The organism is Mannheimia indoligenes, from assembly GCF_036880405.1.
GTDB lineage: Bacteria > Pseudomonadota > Gammaproteobacteria > Enterobacterales > Pasteurellaceae > Mannheimia > Mannheimia indoligenes.
Map to the genome: position 1 here is coordinate 52,791 of NZ_JBAJJM010000004.1, position 17,772 is coordinate 70,562.

Sequence of the window (17,772 nt, forward strand, 5' to 3'; positions counted from 1 at the left end):
GGCAATTGGGTCTGCAAGCGGTAGGATTTTCCTTAAAATTTGCAAATTCGTTGTCCATTTTTATTTCTGTTGAGGTATAACGTGTATCTTTTTGAACCTTTAGATCGAATTATTCAGGGCTATTTGCCGAGTGAGCAAATCGAACGTGTTAAACGTGCTTATGTGATTGCACGCGATGCTCACGAGGGGCAAACACGCTCAAGCGGAGAGCCTTACATCACCCACCCTGTTGCGGTGGCTTCTATCATTGCTGAGATGAAATTAGATCACGAAGCCGTGATTGCTGCCCTCCTACACGATGTGATTGAAGATACACCTTACACCGAAGAAGAACTTGCCGCTGAATTTGGGCAGAGCGTTGCCGATATTGTGCAGGGCGTTTCTAAGCTTGATAAGTTAAAATTCCGCACCCGTCAAGAAGCGGAAGTGGCAAATTTCCGCAAAATGATTTTGGCGATGACGAAAGATATTCGTGTTGTTTTGATAAAACTCGCCGACCGTACTCACAATATGCGAACCTTAGGTTCACTTCGCCCCGACAAACGCCGCCGTATTGCAAAAGAAACATTGGAAATTTATAGTCCGTTAGCCCATCGTTTAGGTATTGAGCATATTAAAAACGAGCTAGAAGATCTCGGCTTTGAGGCAATGCACCCGCAACGTTATCGTGTATTAAAAATGGCAATTGCGAGTGCCAGAGGTCATCGTAAAGAGCTTATTCAACGCATTGCAGATGATATTAAAGGGCGTTTAGAGGATGTAAAAATTGAAGCTCGAGTTTATGGGCGTGAAAAGCATCTCTATTCGATTTATCAAAAAATGCGTCAGAAAGATCAGCATTTTCATTCCATTTTAGATATTTACGCTTTCCGTGTGGTAGTAGGAAATGTGGATAATTGCTACCGCGTATTGGGGCAGATGCACGCATTGTATAAACCTCGCCCGAAGCGTGTGAAAGATTATATTGCAGTACCGAAGCCAAATGGTTATCAATCGTTACATACTTCAATGATTGGTCCGCACGGTGTACCGGTTGAGGTACAAATTCGTACCGAAGATATGGATAAAATGGCGGATATGGGGGTTACCGCTCACTGGCGTTATAAAGAGGGCGAAAGTCCGCACAATACTACTATGCAGTTGAAAGCACAGCAGTGGTTACAAAGTATTGTTGAATTGCAAAACAGTGCGGGCAACTCAGCAGAGTTTATTGATAGCGTGAAATCTGATCTTTTCTCGGATGATATTTTCGTCTTTACCCCGAAAGGGCGTATTGTGGAACTGCCTGCGAATGCAACAGCGATTGATTTTGCCTACGCCGTTCACTCAGGTATTGGTGATCGTTGTGTTGGTGCACTTGTAGATCGCAATCCATATCCACTTACTGAGCCTTTACGAACAGGACAGACGATTGAAATTATTACCGAGCAGGGCAAACGACCGAAAGCTTCTTGGCTGAACTTTGTCGTAACGGGTAAGGCTCGTGCAAAAATTCGACAGTTCCTTAAAAATCAAGAACACGATGAAGCCATTGAATTAGGTAAACGCCAGTTAATTCGTGTGATGAATTTGAATTCTATTGATGAACTCAAGCCAGAAATCATTCAGCCTGTATTAGATGAGTTGCGTTTAGCCACCTTTGATGATTTGTTGTCTGAAATCGGGCTAGGTAATCAGATGAGCAGCGTGATCGCCCAACGCTTATCGGGTGAAACATTACAAATTGATACTGATGGTAACCCGGAAAATAATCAACCAATAAAAATTGAAGGTATTGAAAATCATCTTATCAGTTTTGCGAAATGCTGTTTACCGATACCGGGTGATGACATTATCGCTTACGTTAGTTCAGGAAAAGGCTTGGTTATTCATAATACTTGTTGTGCAAATGTGAAAGATTACGCTATCGATCAAAGCCATTATCTTCCTGTAATGTGGGAAGTTGCGAAAGAGAAAGCCATCAAGTTTGAAACTGAAATCGTGTTAGATATTATGAATGAACCGGGTGTGTTGGCAGCCATTACTTCAACTTTTGCGAAGATGGACAGTAATATCGGCAGCATTCATAGTGAAGCAAGAGAGGGCAATGTCTATCAAGTGATATTCCAAATCTCCGTTATCGACAAAGCTCATTTTGAGGCGATTTTACGCAAACTTTCCAGCATTAATGGTGTGGTAAAAGTTGCTCGTAAATAGGTAATAAGTTAAGTAACAAGCGGTTAAATTTTCATAAAATTTAACCGCTTGTATTTTATTTCTTACATTTTTGCTTCAATCAATTTCACTAAAGCTCTAATGTGATCACCGTTTGCATTTAATGCAGGAATATAACGATAAGATTCTCCACCCGCGTGTTCAAAGTTCTCACGGTTTTCTTCTGCAATTTCTTCCAAGGTTTCTAAACAGTCCGCCGAAAAGCCAGGACAAACTACGGCGACTTTTTTCACCCCTTTTTTTGGAAAGCCTTCAAGCGTTTCATCGGTGTAAGGCTGTAACCATTCTTCATCGCCAAAACGTGATTGGAAAGATAAAAGCCATTTATGCTTTGGTAAACCTAATTTTTCTGCCACTAATTCAGCGGTTTCATAGCAATGTCTTGAGTAAAAATCACCTTCATCTTCATAACGTTTTGGAATACCGTGAAAGGAGAAAAGTAACAGCTCATCTTGTTTCACATCAATAGAGTTAGCCAATGCTTGAATATAAAGCGGATCGTTATGATAGCTATGAATAAAATCAAACGGCACAATCTTACGCTGGGCTTTTAAACCGTTTGCGAAAGCATCAAATACCGACGCAGTTGTCGTGCTGCTATATTGTGGATAAAGAGGAAGCACGATAATTCGCTCAACGCCTTGTTTGATTAGGTTGTCTGTCGCACTTTCGATGCTTGGATTACCGTAAGACATCCCCAATTCCACCACTACATTTTTACCTTTTGCATCAAAATAACGTTGAACGGAACGTTGTTGCTCACGAGAAATAACCAATAACGGCGAGCCTTCTTCACTCCAAACCGATTGGTATAATTTTGCAACTTTTGGCGAGCGTTTTGGTAACACTATAAAATTCAAAATCGCCTGCCATTTCACTTTAGGTAAGTCGATAACACGAGGGTCGCTTAAAAATTGCTTTAAATAACGCTTAACGGCAGGGGCTGTAGGCTCATCTGGCGTGCCTAAATTGGCTAACAAAATACCGATTTTTTGCTGGTTCATAGTATATTCCCAAAATTTATAACTAAATGAGTATGAAGCGATTATGCCATAAAGTAATATAAATTTCTGCGATTATTACAAGCGGTCGTATTTTTCAAAAACTTTGCAAACAATCTGATTTGTACTTAGATTGATTCTTGCTTTTTGTTTTGTTTGCCTGTAGAATTGCAACTCTTTTTTATGGTCCTTGTTTGGCAGAAACATTTTGTATGCCAACTTTTTAAATATTTAGGTAGATAAGCAATGAAACGTACATTTCAACCATCAGTATTAAAACGTGCTCGTACACACGGTTTCCGTGCTCGTATGGCTACTAAAAACGGTCGTCAAGTATTAGCACGTCGTCGTGCTAAAGGTCGTAAATCTTTATCTGCATAATTGCAGAACTCAGCCAAAACACCTTTCTAATTAAGTGTGAAGAAGCTAAATTTTTCTCGGGAGCTGCGTTTGTTAGCTCCCGTTCAATTTAAAGCGGTGTTTGAAGAACCTCTTCGAGCCAGTACCCCTCAAATGACCCTTCTTGCGAGAGAGAATACATTAGATAATCCTCGTCTAGGTTTAACTGTTGCTAAAAAACATCTAAAACGAGCTCACGATCGCAATCGTATTAAACGCATTGTAAGAGAAAGTTTTCGCTTAAAACAGCACGAATTACCCAATTTTGATTTTGTATTTGTGGCAAAAGGTGGAATTGGCAAATTAGACAACGCAACGCTTTTTGAGACACTGGAAAAACTATGGGCAAGGCACATCCGCCTGAGCAAAAAGCCTGCTCAGAGCAATCAATAAGCGAGCCAAAACGCATCAGTTTATTGGCAAGATTACTCTTGCTGCCTATCTATTTCTATCGCTATGCAATTAGCCCATTGATTGGACCTCGCTGCCGATTTTATCCGACTTGCTCAACTTATGCCGTTGAAGCAATTAAAATTCACGGAGCAATCAAAGGAGGGTATCTCGCTTTTAAACGGATTTTACGTTGTAACCCAATGAGTGAAGGAGGAGAAGATCCTGTTCCGCCTTGTTGTTGCCAATGTCAAAACAACAAAAAACAGCCTAAATAATTGCTATTTAGGCGGTTTTCGTTTGATACAAGCGGTCAAATTTAGCGGTTTTTTTACTAGATACTAAAAGAAGAGCCGCAACCACAAGTTGAACTCGCATTTGGATTAGTAACCACAAAGCGAGAACCATCTAACCCTTCGGTATAATCTACCGTACCACCGATTAGATATTGCAAGCTCATAGGATCAACCACCAAGCCTACATTCTGGTTTTCAATAGTGAGATCACCGTCATTTACCTGATCATCAAAGGTAAACCCATACTGAAACCCACTACAGCCCCCACCCGTAATATAAACACGCAAGCGAAGATTTGGGTTATCTTCGCCTTCAATTAAGGCTTTCACTTTACGAGCTGCTGCGTCAGTAAAGATTAAAGGAATTTGGATATCGCTCATTTTTTGTTTTAGATCAAGGTTTTGTATATTTAGGTATTATCTAACAATCAATGATTTATAGCAATAAGTAAAGTATGTTAAAAGTAAAGTGCTTTTTATTAAAATCTAGTATAATAACTTCATAGGAAAGATGATTATGAAAACTGTAGAAAGTACTTTAATTGGGAAGTTTGTGTATCTAGGTGGAATTCTGTATGAAATTACTTCTGGAAACATAGGAGTAGATACAATTTCCTTAAAGAATGTGATGACAGGGAATTATGCTCGCCATAGAAATGGTGATATTGAGAACCACTGTTTAAGTAATGATGAGATTTTTTTATTTGACTCTTCTTTTTATGTGGAAGATAGTGATGATTCTGTAATCTTATACTGTAGCAATGTGGGGTTAGAATCACATTGTATTGTAGATCTTGATGGTCGCTTGTCTATAATTGATAAATGTATTTGTCTCGAGCAGAGTTTATCACACTCTTTTAGAGTTTTAGATTCAGATAGCATTCCTGTCAAGCAGCACGCTTTTCCACAGGATGAAAAACTTAAAGTTGTTGTATTTGGTTCTTCATCTAGTGAGGTTTTTGATTATATTTTTGGCGATAATCCTGATTATTTTCCCTTTTGGGCATCCGGTTGGTCTACAAGAGGTCTAAAGAACACAGAGAAGCATATTAAGCCATATAGAGTATATTTAGAAAATATATCGTCTGATAGTATTATTTTATTGCATTTTGGTTCTGTAGATATAGATTTTAACTTAGCTTTTAAAGCTGAAACATCGGGATTTTATCATACGGATCTCTTTATAAAAGAGATGGTTGATGGAATACTTAAATTTAGAAAATATTTATACGATGAGTTTGGTATTAGTAACATTTATGCTGTTTTTTCTGCACCTACAATTGAGTTGACGCCAGAATATTATAAAGAATATTTTAGATTTAATCAGTTGCCAGTTAAAATGAGATCTAAAATGTTATGGGATTTTGCTATTACTTTGGCATCTCAGATGCCGGTAGTAAATTGTTTGCCTGATTTAGTAAAATCTATTGATGATCCTGTTTGCGATAATAAATATGTTAGAGAACGTCCAGATCATCATATTGATTTCGTTAAAATACAGGATGTCGTCTATAATAAAATTAAGAAGGTTCCTAATATGTTACCTAGAAGATATAGTAAACATATAAAACTTTACGAGCATCTTATTTACGATGTATATGATGCTGTTCATTTGAATAAACCTAGACCTAGAACTTGTAGATAATATGATTAGTAAATTTATAGATAAATTAAATCGATTTTTTGCATTTGATGAGTTGTTAAAACAACTTGTTATTAGAGATATTAAGCTGAAATATCGGAGAAGTTATTTGGGTTATCTCTGGAGTGTTTTAAATCCTTTAATAATGATGATAGTGTTGGTTACAATATTTTCTAATTTATTTAGTAGATTTGATATCCCAAATTACCCTTTATATATTATTTCTGGTCAGATTATATTTTCTTTAATGACAGAAGCTACTAATATGTCTGTAGGTGCAATAATTAGTAATGCTCACTTAATTAAGAAAACATATGTTCCTAAGTATATTTTTACTTTTTCTAAAGCAGGTAGTTCATTAGTAAATACCCTTTTTTCATTGGGAGCTCTACTTTTAGTGATGATGATTACTGGAAGTGGGTTTTCTTGGTATCTATTATTAATTCCTATCGTCCTGCTTCAAGTTTTTATTTTTAGCTTAGGGCTAAGTATGTTCTTATCAGCATTCTCTGTATTTTTTAGAGATGTTCAGTATTTATGGGGGGTTTTTGTATCAATGTGGTTTTATTTGACCCCAATATTTTATCCTATAAGTATTATTCCTGAGGAATATCAGATTTTATATAAATCTGCAAACCCAATGTATTGGTATTTAGAACAATTTAGGGATATTGTTGTATACGCGAAATTGCCTGATCCTTATTCTGTTTTTATGGGGTTGGCATTAGCTGTTCTAGTTCTTATTATTGGGACTTGGTATTTTAACAAAAAACAAGATGAGTTTATTTTATATATATGAGAAATTCAGAAAATATTATTGAAGTTACTAATGCTACAGTTCGGTTTAATAAGGCAACAGAGAATCATAATGGGCTAAAAGAATATGTTATTAAAATGCTAAAAGGTGAATTAATGTTTCAAGAGTTTTTAGCTTTAAAAGATATTAGCTTTGAGGTTAAGAGAGGGGACTCTTGGGCTTTAGTTGGGACTAATGGTTCGGGTAAATCGACACTATTAAAATTAATTTGTGGGATTTTAAAACCCTACAAAGGTAGTGTGGAAGTTGCTGGTAGTATTGCTCCCCTTATTGAACTAGGTGCTGGATTAGATGGGCAACTTACAGCAAGGGAAAATATTTTCTTAAATGGTGCATTATTAGGCTATAAAAAGTCTTTTATGCAAAAGCATTTTGATGAGATTATTGATTTTGCGGAGCTCTATGATTTTGTTGATGTGCCTGTAAAGAATTTTTCATCGGGAATGTCTGCAAGACTCGGATTTTCAATCGCTACTATTGTAAAACCTGATATTCTAATTGTAGATGAAGCATTATCTGTTGGTGATGCGGCTTTTCAAGAAAAGTCTCAAAAGAAGATGGAAAAAATGATTAATGAAGGTGCTACTCTATTATTTGTATCACATTCTATTAATCAGGTAAGAGAACTTTGCAAAAATGCAATATGGATTGATAAAGGTATTATCAGAGCTAGTGGTAAGACTGATGATGTCGTACCACTATATATGAACAAGTAAATTATTTTTGATGGATTATAGGTAAATTATGTCAAATATTATTCAAAATAGCGTGTTTCCAACATTTTCACTATGCTCACAAATTGATTTATATTTTCGCCATAATGAATTTGTAGATTTAGATATGGCGAATTCAAATTTAAAAATTAAGAGGAAAGGGCGAGTTACAACAGATACTTATTTTAACAGCTTGAGTATTGGAAAGTGGAAACGCCATACAAATATTTCTAGCTTACATTTCTCAATTACTTTCAAAGGTAGTATAAAATTAGTTTGGCGTTTACGCCGTTTGCATTTTAGTGATCGGATCTTAGATGAGCAATATCTAACAAATGAGCAATTAAGTACATCAAGTATCCCTTTGAAATTTTGGAGTACGCTTGAAGATGGAATGTTGTCATTTGATATTGAAGCAATTTCCAGCTCAGAAATTTCAAGCTTTAATTATTCAACAAATATTGACACATTGAATAGAGTAAAACTAGGTATTGTAATTACGCATTTCAATCGTCAGAATTTTGTGCTTCCTGCAGTAGAGCGTTTAAATAGCCAATTATTAGCCAAAGATGAATTTAAGGATAAAGTATCTCTTTATATTGTAGATAATAGCCAGAACCTACCTCATATTGAGAATGTAACTATTATTCCAAATGAAAACTTAGGTGGTGCGGGTGGATTTACTCGTGGATTGATGAATTTGAAAGAGCAAGGCTCTTATACTCATTGTTTATTTATGGATGATGATGCCTCTTGTGAAGTAGAAGGTATAAAGCGTACATTAGCTTTGCTGGAGTTTGCGAAAGATCGTAATACTGCAATTGCGGGAGCTATGCTACGGGAAGCGGAAATGTTTCGACAGTTTGAAAATGGAGCTCGTTTTGATGGAGTTTGTCGTCCTAATAAAGGTAACTTTGATCTGAGAGATATTAATCAATTATTAATTAATGAGCTAGAAGAGCAAATAGATTATGGTGGTTGGTGGTTTTTTGCCTTTCCGATAGAGAACATTAATCATTATGCTTTCCCATATTTTGTTCGTGGAGATGATTCTGGGTTTAGTTTATTACATAAATTCCATATTATTACCTTAAATGGTATTTCATCTTGGCAAGAAGACTTTACTTTAAAGAATGGACCATTACCACATTATTTAGACTCCCGTTATCATTTAATGCACCAATTTCATGGATTAGTAAGGGGGTCTAAATTTGATATCTTGAAAACGACAGCAAGAATGGCATTAAAAAATCTATTCGCTTACCAGTATGAAACAGCAGAGGCTGCTATCCAAGCTATGGAGGATGTAAGTAAAGGTCCGGAATTTTGGGAGAATAATGTAAATATGTTACAAAAACGCCCAGAGATTCAGAAATTGGTTTCTAATGAAAAAGTAATTGATATCCCGCTTAATGTGGCATCACAAGCAGTTCAAGGTGATGCGAGAGAAGGTAAGGTGGGGAGATTTTTCCGCCTATTAACACTAAATGGACATTTAATTCCAAATGCTTTCTTCAAATCTGGTACTGTATGGCAAAATAAAGGATTTGGAGGGAATTTAATTGAAACATTCCGATATAAGAGAGTGCTGTATATTCATTGGCCAACTTATAAAGGATATATTGTAGAGGAAAACAAGTCAGAGTTTTTTAGATTATTTAAGCGATATTTAAAAGCGACTTATACATTATATAAAAACTATGATTCACTAAAAAATGAATATACAAACTCTTACGATAAATTAACAAGTGCTTCATTTTGGAAAAAACAATTTAAACAAGATCAATAAATAAGGAAAATTTATGAAAAAATTTCTTTTAGTCGGTGCAGGTTTCTCAAATGCTGTGATTGCCCGTGAACTAGCCGAGCAAGGCTATCAAGTAACAGTTATCGATCAACGTAATCACTTGGCAGGTAACTGCCACTCTGAGCGTGATGCAGAAACAAACGTAATGGTACATATTTATGGACCACATATTTTCCATACAGATAATGAGCGAGTCTGGAATTATGTAAACCAATTTGGGGAATGGATGCCATTCGTGAATCGTGTGAAAACAATTAGCCAAGGGGCTGTTTATTCACTACCAATTAACTTACATACTATTAACCAGTTCTTTGGCAAAACCTGTTCGCCAAGTGAAGCGAAAGCATTAATTGAAAGTCAGGCAGATTTATCAATTACCGAACCACAAACTTTTGAAGAACAGGCTATGCGTTTTGTTGGTCGTGATTTATATAAAGCTTTTTTCTATGGCTATACTAAAAAGCAATGGGGTGTAGAACCAAAAGAGCTACCTGCAAGTATTTTAAAACGCCTACCAGTACGTTTTAATTATGACGACAACTACTTTGCTCATAAATTCCAAGGTATGCCCAAAGATGGTTATACGGTCATTGTGGAAAATATCTTAAATCATCAAAATATTGAAATTCGTTTGAATACACCATTCAATGAGTCAATGAAAGCAGAATTTGATCATATTTTCTGGTCTGGTCCGCTAGATGCTTACTTTGGTTTTGAATTAGGTCGTTTAGGTTATCGTACTTTGGACTTTGAAGCTTTCCGTTCAGAGGGAGATTATCAAGGCAATGCGGTTATAAATTATGGTGATGAAGAAGTACCTTATACTCGTATTTCCGAGCATAAGCATTTTGCCCCTTGGGAGCAGCACGAAAAAACAATTTGTTATCGTGAATATAGCCGCTTATGCGAAGAAAAAGATATTCCATACTATCCAATTCGTTTAGTAAAAGATAAAGCTCTGTTACGCCAATATGTTGAAAAAGCAAATAAGGAAGCACAAGTTACCTTCGTTGGTCGTCTAGGCACTTATCGTTATCTTGATATGGATGTAACAATTAAAGAAGCATTAGAAACAGCCGATGAAATCAAAGTTGCATTGAAGAGTAATAAAGATTTCAAGCCATTCTATGTAAATATGGACGTATAATTGTAAGTTTTTATGAAAAATAAACCGCTTGTATATTTGATATATGAGGGGTTTATTTTGATAAAGTGAGTGTATGATAAAACAATTTTCTAAATATTTTTCAATAGGTATTCTAAATACTTTAATTCATTGGGCTGCTTTTTTAATCTGTTATTCTATATTAGGTTTTTCTCAATCTATCAGTAATCTTATCGGTTTTTTTATAGCTGTTGTTTTTTCATTTTTTATGAATGCGAAGTTTACTTTTAATCAAAGTGGTTCAGTCGGTAAGTTGTTGAGCTATACCTCTTTTATGGGACTATTAAGTTATATTGTAGGATATGCAGCAGATCGATTATCGCTACCGGCACTAGCCACATTGATCATATTCTCTGGTATAAGTTTAATTTGTGGTTTTTTATATTCTAAATATATTGTTTTTAAAAGGTAAAATATGAAAGTATCATTAGTTGTACCGGTATTTAATGAAGAAGATACTATTCCTATCTTTGTAGAAAAAGTTAAAAATTTTAAGTATTTTGAACCATTTGATATGGAAATTCTGTTTATTAATGATGGTTCCTCAGATAGTACCGAATCAATTCTAAATAAATTAGAAAAGGATGATAGTTCGATTTCTGTATTACATTTTTCACGTAATTTTGGTAAAGAACCTGCTCTTTTTGCTGGTTTAGAACATTCTACTGGTGATGTTGTTATTCCCATTGATGTTGATTTACAGGATCCTATTGAAGTAATTCCTCAATTGATAGAAAAATATAATGAGGGGTATGAAGTTGTTCTTGCTAAACGAGCTGATAGAACTTCAGATACAGTGCTGAAAAGAAAGACAGCAGTTTGGTTTTATAAATTCCATAATAAAATATCTAAAACTAAAATTGAAGAAAATGTAGGTGATTTCCGGTTGATGTCTCGTAATGTTGTTGAAGCAATTAAGCGTTTACCGGAAAAGAACTTATTTATGAAAGGTGTTCTAAGCTGGGTTGGTTTTGATACTGCAATTGTTGAGTATACAAGAGAAGAAAGAGTTGCCGGAAAAACAAAATTTAATGGTTGGAAGCTTTGGAATTTAGCCTTAGAGGGAATAACCTCTTTTAGCTCTGCACCTTTAAAACTTTGGACTTACCTTGGTGGCGGAGTTGCAATAATTAGTTTTATATATGCTTCAATTTTGATTATTGGGAAGCTTTTCTTTGGAAACCCTATACCTGGATATCCTTCTCTAATGGTTGCCATTCTATTTTTGGGTGGTGTTCAACTAGTTGGAATAGGTGTTTTAGGTGAATATATTGGTCGCATTTATATAGAGAGTAAAAATAGACCAAAATATATATTAAAAAATAAAAGGTGAATAATTTAAATGAAAAATTATCTGGTTGATTTTTTTTATTCTATTCTAATTGCTTGTGGTATTATCGCTATTGGTGTGAAAATTGAGCCTTCATTCTTTTTTGTTGATGATGCTCAGAACGAATTTTTGCCTTTTATGCGAGAGATTGGGAGAATATGGCTCAATGGTGAGATCCCATTCATTCTTGAAAATACATTTTTTGGCTCTAATACATTGATCGATATTCATCGAGCTATTTTTTTGCCTCAGAATATTTTGCTTGCAATATTATCTGTAAAAATACACTCACTAACTCTAGTGGCAAATATTTCTGCGGCAATAAATTTAATTATTATGTCATTTTCAGCAATGAAAATTGCAGAAGCATTAAGATTAAATAAATCTCAAGGATTAATTATTGCTTTACTGTTCTGCATCAGTCCTATTTTTCTCTACTTTTATTTAGAATCATGGTGGAATGGTGCTATAGGGCAGGCTTGGTTTGTTGCTGCATTAGCTAGTATACTTCATCTTAGAAATAATTTTTCTATATTTAATGTGGTAATGAACATTATTTCTGTTTATTGTATTCTTGCGTCAGGGTGGCCTCATTCTGCAATTGCCTATGCTATTATAGCAATTATTTTTTGTTTAGAGCTTTTATGGGACAAAAAATATAAGACTTTATTATATTTTATAGTTTTATCTATTAGTATAATTGCTATTGTATTTCCACTTTATTCTGAATATCTGTCATCATCAGATTTAATTACTAGAGCATCAAGTACAAATAACAATGGTAATTTTCTATCAACAACATTAAATCAGATAGTTTTTACATTTAATCCTGTTTATTATCATTTTATGCATAGATTCCAAGGATATATGATAACTCATATTCCTATGGGGTATTCTTCGATTTATATTTTGTTTGCTCTATGCTTTTCTAATTTATCTACCATCTTTAGGGATAGAAATGTTATTATCATTTCATTGATGACATTATTATTCTTTATCTTAAATCAGACTCCTACACATATGGGGCCATTGCGTTGGTCGTTTAGATTTACCCCTTATTTTGCAGAGCTATTAATTTTATTTTCGCTTCTTGTATTGTCTAAAGGCTTTACTATTAGTAAAAAAAGAGTCTTATTGTTTATAGGGATAGTATTACTATCTTCAATATTAAGTCTTTTTGCTCAAGAAAGTAATTTTATGTTTATATTTATAGTCCAAATTGCTTTTATATTTTCAACTTTATTTTATTTAAAAGTAGTTCTGACTCAGAAAAATATTAAATTACTACCTGCTTCTATTTATACCATTTTTTGTTTTAGCCTAATGCTTGCGGTGAAACCAAATATTTTAGGTTATGTTGCAATGCCTTGGTTAAAAGATGAATTGAATTTAGAAAATAATTACGCAAAAGGTTATTTGCTTTCTCTGACAAATGGTAGACAGCCTAAGGATCATGTTGAGGATTTAAATGGGGCTCAATTTTTATTATTTGGTTTAAAGGCTATTAATGGTGCATCTCCTGTCGGTAATAAACTAATTTCTAATGTTTTAGATACGCATTCATCTCAAGCATATTTTAATCCAGAAAAGACAGTTGATAATTTGGCAGAAAGATTTAATGATGTATGCAAATTTTCTTTGTTTAATATTGATACATTAGTTATTAATAAAGACCAGATGAATGAAAATATTCGCTCTAATTTATTATCCTGTGGTTTCGAAAATAAACCTGTTCTAAACCAGAATGTAGAATATTACATTAATAATTCGTTTTATCCTAGAGCAAGTATTTCTTATATATCTCAGGGTATAAGTAACATTGATATACTTGAGGATGGATATAATATAGAAAAATATAGAATATCAACAGATAGAGAGTCTTTTATCATTTTAAGTAGAGTATTCTGGAATGGCTATGTTGCAACATTAGATGGTATAAATCTAGATATTGTACCTCAAGATGGAGTAGTAAAAATATTTTTACCACCGAATATAAATGATGGAATCCTTAAAATATCATACTTCCCAAGCAGTTGGAAATATACATTGTGGATATCAATGCTAGGCTTTTTAACTATATTAGGATTAATGCTGTTTTTGAAACGAAGAGATTCTTAATTTTAAGTAGAGAGTTTGCACCTTAGATTATATTAAGGTGCAAGCTATTATTTAGGGAGTTATTATGATAGAATCACAAATCACAAATCACAAATCACAAATCACAAATCACAAATCACAAATCACAAATCACAAATCACAAATCACAAATCACAAATCACAAATCACAAATCACAAATCACAATCTATTTAATTTTATCTTTAATTGTGGCCTTAATACATACCTATAGCATTCTCATCAAGAGTAGAGGGTATTTATTGGCAAGATGATCTGTCATTCTATCTTTCTAGCTTGGAATCTTGCCTTATTGGCTAGAGATAAATTTAGATTCCGTTTTGTAATATTATGTTTGAGTTTCATATTGTCTATTAGCTCAACTTATAATTATATAAATAATGTGAAATTACATAATTCTCCTGTCATTACAAATACAGATTATATAGATTTTTATAGAGAATCTAGGGCTGGAAAAGAATATTTACCTCTAAGTATTAATTATGAGGAAATAAAGCCTTTTAGTGATCTAGCTTATGATTGTAGGAGTTTTGGGGTGTGATAGCGAACGGTTTAGCAGACCCAAATAGTATTAAAAAATATCATCATTTGTATCAAAACTTGATTTAGGTATGCTTTATTTATCTACTATCCATATTTAGCGTTCTTGATTCCTCTCTAATCCCATAAATTCCTATATAGCCACTTAATTGGGCTATTGCTATATTACTTTTTAATATATAATGTGGAGAAATTAAACATAGCCATAAAAGAAATGAATTCAAATCCAAAAGTTTGTGCAGTTGTTGTTACCTACAATCGTAAAGAGCTATTATTAAACTGCTTGCAATTTCTAATAAAGCAAACCTATCCAATTGCTCATATAGTAGTAGTTAATAATGCTAGTACAGATGATACAATCAATTTTCTGGAGGAAAATGGTTGGATAAACAGCGAACAATTTACTTTATTAACCTTATCCTGCAACAAAGGAGGAGCTGGGGGCTTTTATGAAGGTCTTAAGTATGCCTACGAGAATAATTTTGAGTATATTTGGCTAATGGATGATGATGGTTATCCTTCTGAAAATTGTTTAGAAAATTTAGTTAATTATATTTCTGAAGATTGCTATATTGGACCTATGGTTTTAGAGCCGATCAGCCAAGATAAATTAAGTTTTGCACTAAGAATCCCGAATTCATTGCAAATTATTGATTCATATTCTTCTATTTCTGATAAGTTTAAGCAGAAAAATTTTATCAGAGACATAGTACTTCCTTTTAATGGAACACTAATTTCTAGGCAGTTAGTTAAAAATATTGGATTAATTAAGGAAAAATATTTTATTTGGGGGGATGATAAAGAGTATACAATTAGAGCTTCGAAATCAGGTGCAAATATTTTAACTGTTATAGATGCAATATTCTATCATCCAGCAGATAGCTCATCCTCAACTAAAATGTTTTTTGGTAAATTAAGATTTAATTATTCATCTTCTAATCTGAAACTATATTGTTTTTGTCGTAATGCTATTGATATATTTAAGCTTCACGGTACAATCTGGCATATTATAGGATTTTGGCTTAAAACTACCTGGTTTTTTATGTTTACCAAGCCAAGTGTAAAGGAGCTTATATTTACCTGGAGAGCTATGTGGCATGGTTTAAGAGATGATTTTTCACATCATATAAAATATTTATGAAAAGATTAACAGTTCTTGTCGCGACACATAAAAAATATAAATTTCCTAGAGTGGAGTACTATATTCCAATTCAAGTAGGATGTGTTAATACTAATTTAGAATTAGGTATTCTGAGAGATGATTTGGGTGAAAATATCTCAGGCAAAAACCCTACTTTTTGTGAGCTCACAGCTCTCTATTGGGCTTGGAAAAATGGCATTTTTGAGAAAAATGATTATGTCGGCTTAGTTCATTATCGTCGTTATTTTAAAGGTGAATATCCTTTTCTAAAAAATATGTATATATTGAGTGAGAAAAATATTCAGGAAGATTTAAGTCAGGTAGATTGTCTTGTTCCTAAAAAAAGGAAATATTATATTGAAACGGTCTATTCTCACTATAAAAATGCTCACTATATTAATGATTTAGATTTAGCCGTTTCAATTATAATTGAAAAAAATCCTGAATATTTAACCGCTTGTAATAAAGTGTTAGATAGTAGTTCTTTGCATTTATTTAATATGTTTATAATGCGTTCAGAATTATGTGGAGAATATTGTGAGTGGCTATTTTCTATTTTGTTTGAATTAGAGAAAAGAATTGATATCTCTAGCTATTCTATTTATCAAAAGAGAGTTTTTGGGTTTATTGCTGAAAGATTATTTAATATATGGATTGAGCATAATCATATTAAAATAAAAATGATTGATGTGGTTAATATAGAAAATGAAAATTTTTTATTAAAAGCAATGAATTTACTAAAGCGGAAGTTTTTAAATAATGAAGAAAAATAAACTAGATAGTAAATATATTTTAGTGTCGGTTGATCTATTAAGTTTTATATTATCCTCTATTTTGGGACTGTCTATTTTATATTTTTTTGTAACCGATATTAGCCAGTATTTGCCATTAAATGAGTTACAAGAGCGAATTACTATTCATATTTTACTAAGTATGATTGGTATAGGCTGGTTTTGGATAAGATTACGTCATTATACATATCGTAAACCCTTTTGGTTTGAGTTAAAAGAAATTTTACGCACCTTAGCTATTTTAGCAATCTTTGAACTTTCTATTATTGCTTTTTCTAAACTTTATTTATCCCGTTATTTATGGCTAACTACTTGGGCTTGTGCATTTATTATTATTCCAATTGGGCGAATCTTGCTCAAAAAAGGGTTAATTAAAGCTAAAATCTACACTAAAAAAACAATAATTATTGGTGGTGGAGAAAATGCCATTGACGCTTATTATGCCTTAAAAAGTGAGCCTTATTTAGGGTTGGAGATTAGGTATTTTTTATCTAGTCATCCATCTGATAAGTTAAGTGAATTAGGGATTCCAATTTTAAAGGATGTTTCAGAAGGAGGGATTTGGGAATTAGTTTCTAATCCTTACGATCAATTTATTATTGCTCTAGAAGATCACGAAAATACGGAGCGAGATTATTGGCTTCGTTATTTATCAAAACATCGTTATCGTTCGGTATCAGTTATTCCAAGTTTAAGAGGATTGCCATTATATAGCACGGATATGTCATTTCTATTTAGTTATGATGTAATGTTGTTAAGAATAAATAATAATTTAGCAAAAAGAACATCTCGATTTATTAAACGAACAGCAGATATTGTTTTATCTATTTTAGGTTTAGTATTTCTTAGCCCATTATTTTTATATCTTTCTTGGAAAATTAGGAAAGACGGTGGTCAAGCAATTTATGGTCATCAGAGAATAGGGCGGAATGGTAAACCTTTTTCCTGTTTGAAATTTCGCACAATGGTTATAAATTCAGACGAAATTTTGCAAAATTTATTCAAAAATGAACCGCTTGCAAAAGCAGAGTGGGAGAAAGATTTCAAACTCAAAGATGATCCAAGAATTACTCCTTTAGGAAATTTTCTCCGTCGTAGTAGTTTAGATGAGCTACCTCAACTCTGGAATGTTTTAAAAGGAGAAATGAGTTTAGTCGGTCCTCGTCCTATTGTTGCGGAAGAACTATCTCGGTATGATGAAGATGTGGATTACTATTTTATGGCAAAACCTGGAATGACAGGTTTATGGCAGGTAAGCGGTAGAAATGATGTAGATTACCAAAAAAGAGTCTATCTTGATGCTTGGTATGTTAAAAATTGGTCTCTTTGGAATGATTTAGTTATTCTTTGCAAAACCATCAGTGTGGTAATTAAGCGAAGTGGAGCTTATTGA

17 protein-coding genes are annotated in these 17,772 nt (G+C 33.5%); 15 read left to right on the top strand and 2 right to left on the bottom strand.

Annotated elements, in window-relative coordinates; genetic code table 11:
* Positions 1 to 81: 81 nt before the first annotated feature.
* Complete coding sequence (gene spoT / locus V6W77_RS02890; protein ID WP_038644029.1) at positions 82 to 2,196, top strand: bifunctional GTP diphosphokinase/guanosine-3',5'-bis pyrophosphate 3'-pyrophosphohydrolase; 2,115 nt, start codon at positions 82 to 84, stop codon at positions 2,194 to 2,196.
* A gap of 62 nt (positions 2,197 to 2,258) precedes the next feature.
* Here the strand turns inward: spoT and hemH are convergent, their stop codons facing one another.
* Positions 2,259 to 3,218, bottom strand: coding sequence for a ferrochelatase (gene hemH, locus V6W77_RS02895; protein ID WP_283386827.1), 960 nt, complete (start codon positions 3,216 to 3,218; stop codon positions 2,259 to 2,261).
* Between the two features lie 243 nt (positions 3,219 to 3,461).
* Between hemH and rpmH the strand changes: the two genes are divergently transcribed.
* The 3 genes from rpmH (at position 3,462) to yidD (ending at position 4,282) form a co-directional block, all read left to right on the top strand.
* Complete coding sequence (gene rpmH / locus V6W77_RS02900) at positions 3,462 to 3,596, top strand: 50S ribosomal protein L34 (RefSeq protein ID WP_005599701.1); 135 nt, start codon at positions 3,462 to 3,464, stop codon at positions 3,594 to 3,596.
* 69 nt (positions 3,597 to 3,665) lie between these two features.
* A complete protein-coding gene (rnpA, locus tag V6W77_RS02905; protein ID WP_283386828.1) occupies positions 3,666 to 4,007 on the top strand; it encodes a ribonuclease P protein component in 342 nt (113 codons plus the stop codon).
* Positions 3,956 to 4,282: a membrane protein insertion efficiency factor YidD gene (gene yidD, locus V6W77_RS02910; protein ID WP_334238005.1), complete on the top strand. Its 327-nt coding sequence runs from the start codon at positions 3,956 to 3,958 to the stop codon at positions 4,280 to 4,282. Before rnpA ends, yidD begins: the two co-directional genes overlap by 52 nt.
* A gap of 56 nt (positions 4,283 to 4,338) precedes the next feature.
* On the opposite strand, the gene erpA is transcribed toward yidD, so the two are convergent.
* A complete protein-coding gene (erpA, locus tag V6W77_RS02915; protein ID WP_334235225.1) occupies positions 4,339 to 4,680 on the bottom strand; it encodes an iron-sulfur cluster insertion protein ErpA in 342 nt (113 codons plus the stop codon).
* 136 nt (positions 4,681 to 4,816) lie between these two features.
* On the opposite strand from erpA, the gene V6W77_RS02920 reads away from it, so the two are divergent.
* The 11 genes from V6W77_RS02920 (at position 4,817) to wbaP (ending at position 17,772) form a co-directional block, all read left to right on the top strand.
* Positions 4,817 to 5,944 (top strand): hypothetical protein, encoded by a 1,128-nt coding sequence (locus V6W77_RS02920; RefSeq protein WP_334253730.1) that lies wholly within the window; start codon positions 4,817 to 4,819, stop codon positions 5,942 to 5,944.
* A gap of 1 nt (position 5,945) precedes the next feature.
* A complete protein-coding gene (locus tag V6W77_RS02925) occupies positions 5,946 to 6,740 on the top strand; it encodes an ABC transporter permease (RefSeq protein WP_334253731.1) in 795 nt (264 codons plus the stop codon).
* Positions 6,737 to 7,474, top strand: a complete 738-nt coding sequence (locus V6W77_RS02930; RefSeq protein WP_283386833.1) for an ABC transporter ATP-binding protein — start codon at positions 6,737 to 6,739, stop codon at positions 7,472 to 7,474. Before V6W77_RS02925 ends, V6W77_RS02930 begins: the two co-directional genes overlap by 4 nt.
* Before the next feature lie 28 nt (positions 7,475 to 7,502).
* Positions 7,503 to 9,260: a glycosyltransferase gene (locus V6W77_RS02935; protein ID WP_283386834.1), complete on the top strand. Its 1,758-nt coding sequence runs from the start codon at positions 7,503 to 7,505 to the stop codon at positions 9,258 to 9,260.
* Positions 9,261 to 9,273: 13 nt separating this feature from the next.
* On the top strand, positions 9,274 to 10,425 hold the full coding sequence (gene glf / locus V6W77_RS02940; RefSeq protein WP_334253732.1) for a UDP-galactopyranose mutase: 1,152 nt from the start codon (positions 9,274 to 9,276) through the stop codon (positions 10,423 to 10,425).
* A gap of 73 nt (positions 10,426 to 10,498) precedes the next feature.
* Positions 10,499 to 10,855 carry a GtrA family protein gene (locus V6W77_RS02945; RefSeq protein WP_283386836.1) on the top strand — a complete coding sequence of 119 codons (357 nt, stop codon included), beginning with the start codon at positions 10,499 to 10,501 and terminating at the stop codon, positions 10,853 to 10,855.
* 3 nt (positions 10,856 to 10,858) lie between these two features.
* Complete coding sequence (locus tag V6W77_RS02950; RefSeq protein ID WP_283386837.1) at positions 10,859 to 11,776, top strand: glycosyltransferase family 2 protein; 918 nt, start codon at positions 10,859 to 10,861, stop codon at positions 11,774 to 11,776.
* A gap of 9 nt (positions 11,777 to 11,785) precedes the next feature.
* Positions 11,786 to 13,891 (top strand): hypothetical protein, encoded by a 2,106-nt coding sequence (locus V6W77_RS02955; protein WP_334253733.1) that lies wholly within the window; start codon positions 11,786 to 11,788, stop codon positions 13,889 to 13,891.
* Between the two features lie 770 nt (positions 13,892 to 14,661).
* Positions 14,662 to 15,588 (top strand): glycosyltransferase family 2 protein, encoded by a 927-nt coding sequence (locus V6W77_RS02960; protein ID WP_334253734.1) that lies wholly within the window; start codon positions 14,662 to 14,664, stop codon positions 15,586 to 15,588.
* The gene (locus tag V6W77_RS02965; RefSeq protein ID WP_334253735.1) at positions 15,585 to 16,361 is read left to right on the top strand and encodes a DUF4422 domain-containing protein; all 777 of its coding nucleotides are present in this window, start codon (positions 15,585 to 15,587) and stop codon (positions 16,359 to 16,361) included. Before V6W77_RS02960 ends, V6W77_RS02965 begins: the two co-directional genes overlap by 4 nt.
* The gene (gene wbaP / locus V6W77_RS02970; protein ID WP_334253736.1) at positions 16,348 to 17,772 is read left to right on the top strand and encodes an undecaprenyl-phosphate galactose phosphotransferase WbaP; all 1,425 of its coding nucleotides are present in this window, start codon (positions 16,348 to 16,350) and stop codon (positions 17,770 to 17,772) included. Before V6W77_RS02965 ends, wbaP begins: the two co-directional genes overlap by 14 nt.

Coding starts and splice junctions, on each gene's coding strand:
- hemH (WP_283386827.1), bottom strand. CDS start 3,218: ATGAACCAGCAAAAAATCGGTATTTTGTTAGCCAATTTAGGCACGCCA.
- rpmH (WP_005599701.1), top strand. CDS start 3,462: ATGAAACGTACATTTCAACCATCAGTATTAAAACGTGCTCGTACACAC.
- yidD (WP_334238005.1), top strand. CDS start 3,956: ATGGGCAAGGCACATCCGCCTGAGCAAAAAGCCTGCTCAGAGCAATCA.
- erpA (WP_334235225.1), bottom strand. CDS start 4,680: ATGAGCGATATCCAAATTCCTTTAATCTTTACTGACGCAGCAGCTCGT.
- V6W77_RS02920 (WP_334253730.1), top strand. CDS start 4,817: ATGAAAACTGTAGAAAGTACTTTAATTGGGAAGTTTGTGTATCTAGGT.
- V6W77_RS02925 (WP_334253731.1), top strand. CDS start 5,946: ATGATTAGTAAATTTATAGATAAATTAAATCGATTTTTTGCATTTGAT.
- V6W77_RS02930 (WP_283386833.1), top strand. CDS start 6,737: ATGAGAAATTCAGAAAATATTATTGAAGTTACTAATGCTACAGTTCGG.
- V6W77_RS02935 (WP_283386834.1), top strand. CDS start 7,503: ATGTCAAATATTATTCAAAATAGCGTGTTTCCAACATTTTCACTATGC.
- glf (WP_334253732.1), top strand. CDS start 9,274: ATGAAAAAATTTCTTTTAGTCGGTGCAGGTTTCTCAAATGCTGTGATT.
- V6W77_RS02945 (WP_283386836.1), top strand. CDS start 10,499: ATGATAAAACAATTTTCTAAATATTTTTCAATAGGTATTCTAAATACT.
- V6W77_RS02950 (WP_283386837.1), top strand. CDS start 10,859: ATGAAAGTATCATTAGTTGTACCGGTATTTAATGAAGAAGATACTATT.
- V6W77_RS02955 (WP_334253733.1), top strand. CDS start 11,786: ATGAAAAATTATCTGGTTGATTTTTTTTATTCTATTCTAATTGCTTGT.
- V6W77_RS02960 (WP_334253734.1), top strand. CDS start 14,662: ATGAATTCAAATCCAAAAGTTTGTGCAGTTGTTGTTACCTACAATCGT.
- V6W77_RS02965 (WP_334253735.1), top strand. CDS start 15,585: ATGAAAAGATTAACAGTTCTTGTCGCGACACATAAAAAATATAAATTT.
- wbaP (WP_334253736.1), top strand. CDS start 16,348: ATGAAGAAAAATAAACTAGATAGTAAATATATTTTAGTGTCGGTTGAT.